The sequence below is a fragment of the Streptomyces sp. CA-249302 genome, assembly GCF_050936785.1.
GTDB lineage: Bacteria > Actinomycetota > Actinomycetes > Streptomycetales > Streptomycetaceae > Streptomyces.
This window is the reverse complement of sequence record NZ_JBNJMG010000001.1, coordinates 8168167-8181537: the sequence shown is the minus strand read 5'-3', so window position 1 is coordinate 8181537 and position 13371 is coordinate 8168167. Positions and strand designations below refer to the sequence as shown.

At 72.7% G+C, this 13371-nt stretch carries 8 protein-coding genes; 4 read left to right on the top strand and 4 right to left on the bottom strand.

Features of this window, described 5'->3' with window-relative positions; translation table 11 throughout:
• Window positions 1-8: 8 nt before the first annotated feature.
• Window positions 9-1556 (bottom strand): PucR family transcriptional regulator, encoded by a 1548-nt coding sequence (locus tag ACQEWB_RS37090; RefSeq protein WP_432838972.1) that lies wholly within the window; start codon window positions 1554-1556, stop codon window positions 9-11.
• A 185-nt stretch (window positions 1557-1741) separates the two neighbouring features.
• Here ACQEWB_RS37090 and ACQEWB_RS37085 point away from each other — a divergent pair, with 185 nt between their 5' ends.
• Window positions 1742-2563 (top strand): FAD binding domain-containing protein, encoded by an 822-nt coding sequence (locus ACQEWB_RS37085; protein ID WP_432838970.1) that lies wholly within the window; start codon window positions 1742-1744, stop codon window positions 2561-2563.
• On the top strand, window positions 2560-5304 hold the full coding sequence (locus ACQEWB_RS37080) for a molybdopterin-dependent oxidoreductase (RefSeq protein WP_432838968.1): 2745 nt from the start codon (window positions 2560-2562) through the stop codon (window positions 5302-5304). Before ACQEWB_RS37085 ends, ACQEWB_RS37080 begins: the two co-directional genes overlap by 4 nt.
• Here ACQEWB_RS37080 and ACQEWB_RS37075 read toward each other — a convergent pair.
• From ACQEWB_RS37075 to ACQEWB_RS37065, 3 genes are all read right to left on the bottom strand, one after another.
• The gene (locus ACQEWB_RS37075; protein ID WP_432838966.1) at window positions 5255-5716 is read right to left on the bottom strand and encodes a molybdopterin-dependent oxidoreductase; all 462 of its coding nucleotides are present in this window, start codon (window positions 5714-5716) and stop codon (window positions 5255-5257) included. The genes ACQEWB_RS37080 and ACQEWB_RS37075 overlap by 50 nt on opposite strands.
• A 124-nt stretch (window positions 5717-5840) precedes the next feature.
• Window positions 5841-6794 carry an XdhC family protein gene (locus tag ACQEWB_RS37070; protein ID WP_432838964.1) on the bottom strand — a complete coding sequence of 318 codons (954 nt, stop codon included), beginning with the start codon at window positions 6792-6794 and terminating at the stop codon, window positions 5841-5843.
• Window positions 6795-6815: 21 nt separating this feature from the next.
• Window positions 6816-11036 (bottom strand): molybdopterin-dependent oxidoreductase, encoded by a 4221-nt coding sequence (locus ACQEWB_RS37065; protein WP_432838962.1) that lies wholly within the window; start codon window positions 11034-11036, stop codon window positions 6816-6818.
• Between the two features lie 399 nt (window positions 11037-11435).
• Between ACQEWB_RS37065 and ACQEWB_RS37060 the strand changes: the two genes are divergently transcribed.
• Together ACQEWB_RS37060 and ACQEWB_RS37055 are read left to right on the top strand one after the other, a co-directional pair.
• Entirely contained in the window at window positions 11436-12050 is a 615-nt protein-coding gene (locus ACQEWB_RS37060) for a hypothetical protein (RefSeq protein WP_432838960.1), read from the top strand.
• Window positions 12047-13363, top strand: a complete 1317-nt coding sequence (locus ACQEWB_RS37055; RefSeq protein ID WP_432838958.1) for a CopD family protein — start codon at window positions 12047-12049, stop codon at window positions 13361-13363. Before ACQEWB_RS37060 ends, ACQEWB_RS37055 begins: the two co-directional genes overlap by 4 nt.
• Window positions 13364-13371 lie beyond the last annotated feature (8 nt).

The following is a 13371-nucleotide window of genomic DNA, read 5'->3' as shown; positions in this document are numbered from 1 at the left end:
GGCCTCCGCTAGGGATGTCCGGCCGGGGTGGCGGTCTCCGTACGGCACAACAGCGCGGCCCACAGGTCGAGTCGGTCGCGCAGGCTGGACAGGTCGCGGCCGGTGAAGTGCTCGATGCGGCCGACGCGGTAGTGGACGGTGTTGACGTGCAGATGCAGGGCCTCGGCGGTACGGGCCCAGGACCCGTCGTGGGCGAGGAAGGTCTCCAGGGTCTCCAGCAGCACGGTGGTGGAGGGGGTGCGGGGCTGGAGCAGCGGACCGAGCACGGTGTGACTGTAGGCGGCCCGGACCTCGGCCGGTATCCCGGTGAGCAGCGTTTCGAGCCCGTTGAGCGCGGAGGCGTCGCCGAGGGCGGAGGTGTGGGGGGTGGTGGTACGGGCCGAGGCGAGTGCGTAACGGGCCTCCGCCAGCGCGGAGTTGAGCCCGCCGGCGGACGCGCCCCGCGCCCGAGCCGCACCCCGACTGCCCACGCGCGCCCCGATCCCCCCGTGCACCGGCACCGACGGCTCGCAGGACGTGACCAGCGGCCAGATCTCGGCCAGCGCGGCCGTGTCCGCCACCGGCACGACCGCGAAGGCGAGCCCGTCCGGCAGGCGGCCCACCGCGGACGGGCCCGGACCGTGCGCCACCGCCTCCGCCAACGCGCCCTCCGCCAGGCCTCCTTGGGGCGTTCCCGCGTCCGCGACGACCACGCCGTACGTGCCCTCGGCCGGCATCCCGCAGGCCCGCAGTGCGGCCTCGACCTCGGCCCGTTCCGCCCCCGCGTGGGCGAGCAGCGCCCCGAGTTCGTCCGCGGCCTGCTGGGCCGTGGCCCGCTGCCGGGTGCGCGAGTCCTGGCAGCGGCCCAGGATCGCGGCGATCTCGTGCAGCATGCGCGGCGGTACGGCGTCGGGATCGGCGAGATGGAGGTGCCAGCGTTCGTACGGCGAGACCGCCTCGGCGTCGACCGGCACCGCGCCCGCCTCCACCAGGGCGGCGGCCGGGCCGACCGGCAGGACCGGCGCGCCCTCCGTGGCCGCGACGGTCCGCCCCGACGGAGTCAGCACGTACGCGTCGGGCCGGTCGAGGTGGGCGAAGGCGGCCGCCAGGATCGCGCCCGGCCCGGCGTCCCGGGCCAGCAGCCGGGTGAGGCTGCCGCGGACGATCTCGGGCAGGGCGTGGTGCCGGCTCAGCTCGCCCCACTGCCGCAGGTAGACGGTGTCGGTGATCGCCCGGAACATGACGGTGGCCGGCACCCCGGCGACCGGCACCCCGTGCCGCACGCACGCCTCGATCAGGTCGTCCGGCACCACCCCGTGGGTCTCCTCGCCGGCCAGCAGCACGGCGGCCCCCGCGTCCTTCAGCGCGCCGACGAACCGTTCCGCCCGGCCGCGCCCGCCCTCCGGGTTCCACCACACCAGCCCGCTCAGCACCGCCTCCCCGGGCCGCACGAAACGCGCCGGGTCCTCCAGGTCGGTGACGGTGACCCCGCTGATCTCCCGCCGCAGCAGTGCGTCCTCGGCCCACAGCAGGCGCAGGCCGAGGGACTCGTCCCCCAGGAGGTGTTCGACGTGCATGTGCTCAGACTCCTCGTGCCGTCCTCGCATTCACCAGGTGAATGCGGGTTTCAGCATCGTAAATGCAAGGGGATGGATGGGGAACACTTCTTGGTGGATCCTCCAGTACCGGCCCCTCGGGCGCCGTGTTTTCCGTACTCGGCACCAGTCGTCCGGGCCGGGTCCGCGTTGCTTCACTGGCGGTCATGGACCTGAACACGGTGGTGGAGATCCGGGACGCCCGGGACCCCGCGCCCTGGCGGCCGGGCGACGCCTGGCTGGGCGGCGGGACATATCTGTTCTCGGAGCCGCAGCCGCGGCTGCGCCGCCTGGTCGACCTGAGCCGCACCGGCTGGCCGCCCGTGGAACTCCACACGGACGGCTCGCTGGAGATCGCCGCGACCTGCACGATCGCCCAACTCTCCAGGTTCGCCAGGACACTTGACGCCGAGGCGGCGCCGCTCTTCGAGCAGTGCTGCCGAGCCTTCCTGGCCTCCTTCAAGATCTGGAACATGGCCACGGTCGGCGGCAACCTCTGCAACGCCCTCCCGGCCGGCCCGATGATCTCGCTGACCTCCGCCCTGGACGGCGAGTGCCTCCTGCTGGCCCAGGACGGGGTACGGCGCCGGGTGCGCGTCGCCGACTTCGTGACCGGCGCGGGCCGCAAGGACCTGGCCGAGGGCGAGCTGCTGCGCTCCATCACCCTCCCCGCCCGCTCGCTCGCCTGCCGTACGGCCTTCCGGCAGGCCTCGCTGTACGGGCTTGGCCGCTCCGGTGTGCTGGTCATCGGCACGCTCGACCCCGTCGACGGGTCCCTGGCCATCACGGTCACCGCCTCGACGGTTCGTCCGGTGCGGCTGTGGTTCCCGCTGCCGCCGAGCGCGACGGCGCTGCGGGCGGCGATCGGGGCCGCCGTCGGGGAGGGCGAGTGGTTCGACGACATCCACGGGCTGCCCGAGTGGCGGTGCCATATGACATATCACTGCGCGGCGCAGATTCTTCGAGAGCTCACCGAGGTGAAGCGATGAGGGTCGAGGTCAACGGCCGGTCCCACGAGGAGGAGCCCCGCCCGGGCCAGTGTCTGCGCACCTATCTCCGCGAACGCGGCTGGTTCGGGGTGAAGAAGGGCTGCGACGCGGGCGACTGCGGCGCCTGCACGGTCCATGTGGACGGCGCGCCCGTGCACAGCTGCCTCTACCCGGCCTTCCGCGCCGACGGCCGCACGGTCACGACCGTCGAGGGGCTGGCGGCTCCCGACGGCGAACTCCACCCCGTACAAAGGAAGTTCCTGGACGCGCAGGGCTTCCAGTGCGGCTTCTGCACGGCCGGGTTCCTGATGACGACGGCAGCCCTGGACGAGGACCAACTCGCCGATCTGCCAAGAGCGTTCAAGGGCAACCTGTGCCGCTGCACCGGATACCGGGCCATCGAGGACGCGGTACGGGGCGTCAGCCATGTCGAGGCGCCGTGCGCGGGCGAGTCCGTCGGCCGCAACCTGCCCGCCCCCGCCGGCCCCCAGGTCGTCACCGGCAGCGCCCGCTACACCTTCGACGTCGACGTCCCGGGCCTGCTGCACATGAAGCTCCTCCGCTCCCCGCACGCGCACGCCCGCATCACCGCGATCGACACGACCGCCGCCCTCCGAGTCCCCGGCGTACAGGCGGTGTTCACCCATCTCGACGCCCCGGAACGGCACTTCTCCACCGCCCGCCACGAGCACCCCGAGGAGGACCCGGACGACACCCGCGTCCTCGACGACACCGTCCGGTACGTCGGCCAGCGCGTCGCCGCGGTCGTCGCGGACAGCGAGGCGGCGGCCGAGGAGGGCTGCCGGCGCGTGGAGGTGACGTACCAGGTGCTGCCCGCCGTACTCGATCCGGAGGAGGCGATGCGGCCGGGCTCGCCGGTCGTGCACGACAAGGACCCTGCCGTGGCCCGGATTTCGCGCCCGCACGACAACGTGGTCGGCGAGGCGCACGGCGAGATCGGTGACGTGGAGGCGGGGTTCGCCGAGGCGGACGCGGTGTACGAGGGGACGTACCGCACCCAGCGCGTGCAGCACGCGAGCCTGGAGACGCACGGGGCGGTGGCCTGGTTCGACGAGGACGACCGGCTCACCGTGCGCACCAGTTCACAGACCCCGTTCCTCACGCGGCGCGCGCTGTGCGCCCTCTACGACCTGCCCGAGGAGAAGGTACGGGTGGTCGCGGGCCGGGTCGGCGGCGGCTTCGGCGGCAAGCAGGAGATGCTCGTCGAGGACGTCGTGGCGCTCGCCGTGCTGCGGCTGCGGCGGCCGGTGAAGCTGGAGTACACACGGGCCGAGCAGTTCTACGGCGCCACCACCCGGCACCCGTTCACCATCCGCGTGAAGGCGGGCGCGCGGCGCGACGGCACGCTGACCGCGCTGCGGTTCCGGGTGGTGTCCAACACGGGCGCGTACGGCAACCACGGGCCGGCGGTGATGTTCCACAGCGTCGGCGAGTCGATGGCGGTCTACCGCGCCCCGCACAAGAAGGTCGACGCCTACTCGGTCTACACGCACACCGTCCCGGCGGGCGCCTTCCGTGGTTACGGCCTCGGGCAGGTGATGTTCGCGGTCGAATCGGCGCTGGACGAGCTCGCCCGCCAACTCGGGCTGGACCCACTGGAGTTCAAGGCCCGCAACGTCATCGGCCCCGGCGAGTCCATGGTCACGCCGGGCGGCGAGGAGGAGGACCTGCACATCGCCAGCTACGGCCTCGACCAGTGCGTGTCCATCGTGCGCCGGGCACAGTCCGAGCCCGCCGAACCGGCGCCCGAGGGCTGGCTGGTGGGTGAGGGCTCGGCCCTGGCGATGATCGCGACCGGGCCGCCCGGCGGCCACATCGCCGACGCCCGGGCCGCCCTCCTGCCCGACGGCACCTTCGATCTCGCCGTCGGCACCGCGGAGTTCGGCAACGGCACCACCACCGTGCACCGGCAGATCGCGGCCGGTGAACTCGCCACCACGGTCGACCGCATCACCGTCCGCCAGTCCGACACGGACGTCGTACGGCACGACACCGGCGCCTTCGCCTCCACCGGCACGGTCGTCGCGGGCAAGGCCACCCTGCGCGCCTCCCGCGCCCTCGCCGACCAGCTGCTCGACTTCGCCGCCGCGCACCTGCGCGCACCGCGCGCCGACTGCCGGCTCGCGGAAGAGGCGGTCCTGCATCCGGGCGGACGGCTGCCGCTGAAGGAGCTGTACGCGGCGGGACGTACCGTGGGCATGGGGTTCGCGGCCGACGGGCACTTCGGCGGCACCCCGCGCTCGGTCGCCTTCAACGCGCAGTGGTTCCGGGTGGCCGTGGACCCGGACACCGGCGAGATCCGGATCCTGCGCAGTGTGCACGCGGCCGACGCGGGCAAGGTGATGAACCCGATGCAGTGCCGGGGCCAGGTCGAGGGCGGGGTGGCGCAGGCGCTCGGGGCCACCCTCTTCGAGAACGTGCGCATCGACGGGCGGGGCGAGGTCGAGACGGCCGCCTTCCGCCGCTATCGGCTCCCCCAGTACGCGGACGTGCCGCGCACCGAGGTCCACTTCATGGAGACGGCCGACGCGATCGGCCCGCTGGGCGCCAAGTCGATGAGCGAGAGCCCCTTCAACCCGGTCGCACCCGCCTTCGCCAACGCCCTGCGGGACGCAACCGGCGTGCGCTTCACGGAGCTGCCGCTGACCCGGGACCGGGTGTGGCTGGCGCTCACGGACAGGAGTAGTGCCCGTCCACGCGTATCGCCCGGATCCCGCTGATGTAGCGGGCCCCGCACCGGTCCTGCGGCAGCACCAGCTGGGGGCCGGCGCGGTCGAGCGGGTTGTCGTCGATGGCCGTCGCGAGCAGCACCGGCGCGTCCGCGAAGTCGGGGTCGATCTCGGCCCAGGAGAGGAGCGCGTGATGGCCGTCGGTGCCGCTGACGGCGATCAGGAAACGCAGCCGGTCCTTGCGGCGGACGGGGTCGAAGCCGGGGCCTGCGTCCTTCAGCACGTCGTACAGGCGCGGCCCGGCGAACCGGTGGTGCTGGATGCCGCTGGTCCGGCACTCGAAGGCGACCTTCGCCCGGTGCTGCGGCCAGCCGAGCAGATCGGGCACGGTCAGCCGGGCCGGGCGGGCCAGGTCACCGGTCAGGGCGAGCTCGGCGACGGGCTGCGTCAGCGTCTGACTCACGGGCTACCACCTCCCGGAAGACGGTACCCGGACGACAGCACCGGACAAACGCACCTGCACACCAAAACGGGCCAGTCGCCGAGCTCGTGCGATGCGACAATGGATCTCCGCCTCGCACTTGCGCTCAGCGCACCAGCGCCGTGAGTACCTCCGCGCAGATGGCCATGGCGGTCTCTTCGGGTGTACGGGCCCCGATGTCGAGGCCGATCGGACCGTGCACGCGCCCGAGGTGCTCCTCGCCCAGCCCGGCCTCGACGAGCCCGGCGGCGCGACGCTCCTGCGTGTGCCGGGAGCCGAGCGCGCCCACGTACGGGATACCGGCGCTCAGCGCGGCGTGGAGGGTCGGCACGTCGACGTCGGGCTCATGGCTCAGCATCACCAGACAGGCGGCGGCCGGACGCTCGGCGAGCAGCTTGCCCGCGTCCTCGGCGGACGGGGTGACGGTGGCCTGCCAGCGCAGCAACCCGGCCTGGGCGACGAGGAGTTCGGCCAGCTCCCCGCCGCCGACGATGACCAGGTGCGGCACGGCGGGGCACGTCTCGATGAGCACGAGCCCGGCATCGGTGGCGTGCACCTCGCGCCCGGCGCGGCGACCGGCGAGCAGCTCCCGGGCCCGAGCGGCGGCCTGCGGCGGTACGCCCGCCCCGTCGGTGGTTGTGCCGGGCGCCACGACGGTACTGACGGCATGGGTCCGCCGCTCGTCGAGCCAGGTGATCAACGCGACGTCGGCCCCCGCGGCCAGCAGCTCCCACCAGCGCCCGGGCACGGCGGGCAAGGGCTGCAGCAGGATCTCGGCCTGTCCTCCGCAGGTCAGCCCGGCTTCCCGTACCCCTTCGTCGTGCACGGCGACGGCGCACACCCGGGCGGTGTGCCCGGTGGCGAGCCCGGCGCACGCACCGACCAGCTGCCGGTCGAAGGCTCCGCGGTAGAGCGTGCCGTGGCAGTTCCCGTCGGCGTCGATCAGAATCGCGTCCCCCGGCCGCCGCGCTCCGAAGCCACGCTCGGTGAGCGGCCTGGCAAGCACCGCCGTACCACCTCGAGCGACCCACTGCCGTGCCGTCTTCGCCAGTTCGCGCATGGATTCAGGGTAGTCCGCAGGTCAGTAGACGTCCCTGACGTATTTCCTGTCGGTGGCCAGCTGCTTCACGTACGCCGCCGCCCCCGCCTCGTCCATCCCGCCGTGCAGCACGGCGATGTCCCGCAGCGCCTCGTCGACGTCCTTGGCCATCCGGGACGCGTCGCCGCACACATAGAAGTGCGCCCCGTCCTGAAGCCACGACCACAGCAGCGGCCCGTGCTCACGCATCCGGTCCTGGACGTACACCTTCGCCCGCTGGTCGCGCGAGAACGCCGTGTCCAGGCGGTCGAGCGTGCCGTCGGTGAGGAAGCCGGTCAGCTCGTCCTCGTAGTAGAAGTCCGTGGCGCGGTGCTGCTCACCGAAGAACAGCCAGTTCGGCCCCCGGTGACCGAGCGCCCGGCGCTGCTCCAGGAAGCCGACGAAGGGGGCGACGCCCGTGCCGGGGCCGACCATCACCATCGGCGTGGCGGAGTCCGCGGGCGGGCGGAAGTGGCTGGAGCGCTGGACGTGGACCGGCACCGGGGTGTCCGGCTCGGCGTCAGCCATGAACGGGGAGCAGACACCTTGGCGGGGCCGGCCGGCCAGGTTCTCGTAGCGGACGACGGAGACGGTCAGCGAGACCAGAGCGGGGTCGGTCAGCGGACTCGACGATATGGAGTACAGGCGCGGCTGCAACCGCCCCAGCGCCTCCACCCACTCCTGTCCCTCCGCCCGTACCCCGTACTCGGCGACCACGTCGACCGCCTGCCGCCCCCACGACCACCGGGCCAGCTCGCCCTTGTTGTCGGGCCGCATGAGCTTCTTCAACTCCCGTGGATCGCGGGCCCGTTCGGCGACGAAGCGGAGGAAGCCGGGGGTGACGCGGGTGATGTCGAGATGGCGGAGCAGCGCTTCGTCGAAGGGGACCTCGCCGACGCCGTTCACGTCGACCGCGCGGTCCGAGACGAGGCCGGTGACGTTCAGCCACTCCTCTACCAGCGCACGGGAGTTGAGCGGCCGCACCCCGAGTGCGTCGCCGGCCTCGTACAGCAGGGGTGTCTCGCTGTCCCGGGTGTCGAAGGTGAACCGGCGCACCTCCTTGCCGGCGCCGGGGAGGCTGAGGAGACGGTTGCCGGTGAGGCGGGCGAGGACGGGGGCGGGTTTCCTGCTGCGGGGCGCGGCCGGGGCGGGGGCCGGAGCCGTCGCCGTAGCGGAGGGGGCCGGGGCGACGGTCGGCGCGAGCGCGGGGCCCGGTTCCGGCGTACCGGCGAGCGCTTCCGCCGTACCCGCGAACCCTCCCGCCGTATCGGAGAGCGCCGTCAGAACCGAGTCCAGCCAGCCGTGCGCCGCGTCCTCGAAGTCCGGTTCGCAGTCCGTGCGTGGCGCCAGCCGCAGTCCGCCCAGTTCGTCGAGGCGCTGGTCGAGGCGGCGGCCGTGGCCGCAGAAGTCGTCGTAGGAGGAGTCACCGAAGGCGAGGACCGCGTAGCGGCGGCCCTCCATGCGCGGGCCGTCGGGGGCGGCCAGGGTCTCCCAGAAGCCGCTGCCGTTGTCGGGGGCGTCGCCGTCGCCGAAGGTGCTGGTGATCAGCAGCAGATCGGCACCGGGCGGCAGCGTCGCGGGGTCGGCCTCGTCCATGCCGAACAGGGAGGCCGCGTGCCCGACCGTCTTGAGCCGCTCGGCGGTCGCGGCGGCGAAGTCCTCGGCGTTGCCGGTCTGGGAGGCCCAGAGGATGACGACCTCACGGGTCACGACGGCCCCCGCGGTCGCCGTGGGCGGGACCGGTGCCGGGGTCGCCGTCCTGGAGTACATCCCGGCGAGTACGCCGTTCACCCACAGGGCGTGGTCGGGGCTGAAGGGCGCGTCGGGCGGGAGGACCGGCACGCCCGAGGCGCCGGAGGGGATGCCGGCGAGGAAGCCGACCAGGTACTGCCGCTCGGGGGCGGTCAGCACGGGCGGCGGAGCGGGTTCGAGCCCGAAGGCGCCCGCGGCGGCGGACGCGGCCGGGGCGGCCGCTCCGACGAGCGCGGGGATCTCAGCCGTCTCGACCGTCGTCCCAACCACCGGCTGCGCGACGGGAGTTCGTACCGTCACCGGCGTCGACACCTTGCTCAGCGACACCGCGCAGACCTTCAACTCGGGCTGGAAGGACAGCGGATCGACCGCGTCGCTGGTCACCGCGTTGACGCTGAGGTACTCGCCGAACAGGTCGTTCCAGTGGAAGGGCGCGAAGCAACTCCCCACCTGCACACGGTCGGTGACCACCGCCGGCAGCACGGCCCGGCCGCGCCGCGAGGCGACCTCCACCGAGTCGCCCTCGGTGATGCCGAGTTCGGCCGCGTCCCGTGGGTGCAGCTCCACGAAGGGGCCGGGGTTGAGCTTGTTGAGCTTGGGCACCCTCGCCGTCTTGGTCAGCGTGTGCCACTGGTGCTGCAGACGCCCGGTGTTGAGGACGAACGGGTAGTCGTCGTCCGGCATTTCGGCGGCCGGCAGATGCGGGCGGGCGAAGAAGGCGGCGCGTCCGGTGGCGGTCGGGAAGGTGAGACCGCCGTCCTCGTCGACGTACCGGATCGGATTGCGGTCGGGGCCGTCCGCGCTCGCCGCCGGCCACTGCACCGGCGTCTCCCGCAGCCGCTCGTACGTCACTCCGCGCAGGTCCCAGCCCGTCTTGGGGTTCCAGGCCCGCTTGAGCTCCTCGAAGATCTCCTCGGCGCTGTCGTACGAGAAGCCGTCCTCGTATCCCATCTCGCGTGCGACGGCGGCGATGAGCCGCCAGTCGGCCATGGCCTCGCCGGGTGGGTCGGCGGCCGGGCGGGCGAGGGTGAGGTTGCGTTCGCTGTTGATGAGGACGCCCTCGGTCTCGGTCCACAGGGCGGCGGGCAGGACGACGTCGGCGTAGGCGTTGGTCTCGGTGTCGGCGAAGACGTCCTGGGTGACGACGAACTCGGCGGCCTCCAGGCCCTCGATGACCGTCTTGCGGTTGCCGACGGAGGCGACGGGGTTGGTGCAGATGATCCAGCAGGCCCTGATCTCGCCGTCGGCCATCTTCCGGAACATCTCGACGGTGCCCTTGCCGACGCCGTCGGCGCGGATCGCGCCCGGCTCCAGCCCCCACAACTCCTCGACGAACGCCCGCTCTTCGGGGACCAGCACGGACCGCTGGCCGGGGAGACCGGGGCCCATGTAGCCCATCTCCCGCCCGCCCATGGCGTTCGGCTGCCCGGTGAGGGAGAAGGGCCCGCTGCCCGGACGGCAGATCGCACCGGTCGCCAGGTGCAGGTTGACCAGGGCGTTGGTGTTCCAGGTGCCGTGGGTGGACTGGTTGAGGCCCATGGTCCAGCAGCTGGTCCACTCCCCCGCCTCGCCGATCAGCCGGGCGGCCTCGCGGATGTCGTCCTCGGGGATGCCGGTGATCTCGGCGACGGCGGCGGGCGGGTAGTCGGCGAGGAAGGCCGGCATCTCGTCCCAGCCGTCGGTGTTGCGGGCGATGAACTCGGCGTCGGTGTGCCCGTTCTCGTACAGCAGGTGCAGCAGTCCGTTGAGGAGCGCCAGATCGGTGCCGGGCCTGATCTGCAGGAACAGGTCCGCCTTCTCGGCGGTCGCGCTGCGCCGCGGGTCGACGACGATCAGCTTGGCGCCCGCCGATTTCACCCGGTCCATCATGCGCAGGAAGAGGATGGGGTGGCAGTCGGCCATGTTGGAGCCGATGACGAAGAAGAGGTCCGCCCGGTCGAGATCCTGGTACGACCCCGGAGGGCCGTCGGCGCCGAGCGACAGCTTGTAGCCCGTGCCCGCGCTGGCCATGCACAGACGTGAATTCGACTCGATCTGGTTCGTGCCGACGAACCCCTTGGCCAGCTTGTTCGCCAGGTACTGCGCCTCCAGGCTCATCTGCCCGGAGACATAGAGGGCGACGGCGTCGGGCCCGTGCTCGTCGACGATCGCGCGCAGCCGCTTCGCCGTCTCGGAGATCGCCGCGCCGACGCCGGACGGCACCGGCTCCTCGCCGCGCTCGGGCCGGACCAGGGCGGTGGTCAGCCGGCCGGGCGCGGCGAGCATGTCGGCGGTGGTCGCGCCCTTGGTGCACAGCCGGCCGAAGTTCGCCGGGTGCTCCTTGTCGCCGGAGGCCTTCAGGACCGTACGACGGCCGTCCGGGCCCATGCCCACGTCGAGGACGAGACCGCAGCCCACACCGCAGTACGAGCAGACCGTCCGCACCTTCGCAGCCGTCGTCGTGCTGGCCTTCCGCGAGTCCGGCGCGGCCACGGGCACCCCCTGCCTCTCCTGCTCGTTCCGTGCGGGTGGATCTTCCCCGACGGTACGAAATGCCCATTACACGGGTGTCTCCTGGGGTCGTCATCAGGGGTTACACGTGACGCACAGAGGCGGGAGGGACGGTGTGAGAGGCGTGACGTCCGCAGGCATATGCATTCACGGCGATTACGTGAAGAAATAAATGCCGTGCGCGTTCGAATTCACGCTCTCTTCTTTTCCTTCACGGAATGCAATGCGCGCATTCGGGCGGGGAGGTCCGTTCTCACAACCCACCCCCTGTCGAAAATGAGGCAATGAAACGGCCGATTAACTGACGCGTAGCGGACGGGAATCGTCGCATCGGTCCACTCCTGGTCACCGTCGTTCCACGCGCAGCGTCAGGGAGGGACCATGTCCTTCTTCGCCAGGGCGTCCTGGCCAGGAGACCATCGCGACGAGATCGTGGCGGGCGCACTCGTCGCCGCCGTGGTCGTCGTCCTCGGATACGCCTCGGGCATCGGAGCCCCGGCACCGACGACCGTCACCACCACCTCGCCCCCGGCATCCGGGGCCTCGCCGACACCTCACCAGCCCACGGCCCGCTCGGAGACCGGCCCGCCCGACACCGACACCGGCGGCGGGACGTCCGGGGGCGGCTACCGGGCAGGAGGGGGCGCCGCCCTGGTTCCGGTGGCCGGCGGCCCGGCGCCCACGGGCGGGAGCGACGGCCACGATCACGGCACGGGCGGAGCGGGCGGCGACCCCACGACCACGCCCTCGCCGTCCGCCACACCGACGCCGTCCCCCTCCCGCACGCCCACGGACAGCTGCGACGAGGGTGAAGTCAGCCTCGTGAAGCCCCTGTTGAACGGCGTGACCACCTCGGTGACCGGTCTGCTGGACGGCCTGCTCACCCCGGCCACGCCGACCCCGTCCCCCTCCGCGTCCACGTCGACCGGCGTCCTCTCGTCCCTCTGCGTCGGCGTGGCCCCCTCGCCCTCGGTCCTCTCGGAGGTGCTTCCGTGAGACGCCGTGCGCCCTCGCTCCTCACCGTCCTGCTGACCGCCCTCACCGCCCTGCTGCTCGCCGCGCCACCCGCTTTCGCCCATACGGAACTGGAGTCCTCGTCCCCGGCCGACCGCTCCCGGCTCGCCCGCACCCCGGCCACCGTCCGGCTCGCCTTCAGTGAGCCGGTCGAACTCGACGACGTCCATGTCACCGCGGACGGCAGGCAGTTGACCGTCCACCGGAGCGGTCGGGGCGACGACACCGTCGAGGTCACCGTCCCGAAGACGTCCGGACGGAGCCGCGTCGCACTGGTTTGGCAGGTACTTGACATGAAGGACGGGCATCCCACGTCCGGGACACTCTCGTTCCGCCTCGCCGCGAAGGCCGCGCCCGATGCCGCCGCCCCGACGGCGCCCGAGCCGTCCGAGGCCGTGCACACCGCCTGGGTCACCGTCCGCTGGGCCGGCTACCTCGCCCTCGCCCTGTACGTCGGCGGTCTGGCCTTCCTAGCGCTGCTGTGGCCGCAGGGCACCCTGGACCGCCGTACCCGCCGCCTCCTCACCCTCTCCTGGGCCACCGGACTCGCGGCGAGCCTGCTCGCGCCGGGGCTCCAGGGGGCGTACGGATCGCTGGGCACGCTCGGCGACGTGTTCCAACGCGCCACCTACACCGACCTGTTGGGCACCGAGGTCGGCGTCGTGGCCGCCTGCCGGGTGCTGATGTGGGTGCTGGCCGCGATCGTCCTGGCCGCCGTCCTGCAAGGCGGGGACCGGGCCGCGCGCTCACCCGGCTGGCGGGTCGGCGCACTGGCGGTGAGCCTCGGGCTGCTGCGCACGACGAGCATGACCGGGCACAACTCCGAAGGCACGCACCCCGGTTGGGGCGCGGTGGCCGACCTGGTCCATCTGCTCGGCGTCTCGCTGTGGCTCGGCGGTCTGACGCTGCTGCTGCTCGGGGTGCTGCCCCGGCGCCGGCCCGAGGAGCTGTCGGCGGTCGTGCCCGGCTACTCCACGCTGGCCGGGGTCTCGGTCGCCGCGATCGTGGCCGCCGGGGCGGTGCTGACCTGGCAGGTCGTGGGCTCCTTCGGTGCCCTCCTGCACACCGGCTACGGCCGCCTCCTGCTGCTCAAACTCGCCGTGCTGGCCCTGGTACTGGCGCTCGCGCAGCGCAGCCGGGGCTGGGTGCGGACGCGGCTCGACATCGCCGTACTGCTGCGCGGCGACCGCGCCACCGTGCGGCCCTTCGTCCACTCGGTCGCGGCCGAGACGGGGCTCGTCCTCGTCGTACTCGCCGCGACGAGTCTGCTGGTCACGTCCGCTCCCGGCCGCTGACCGGCACC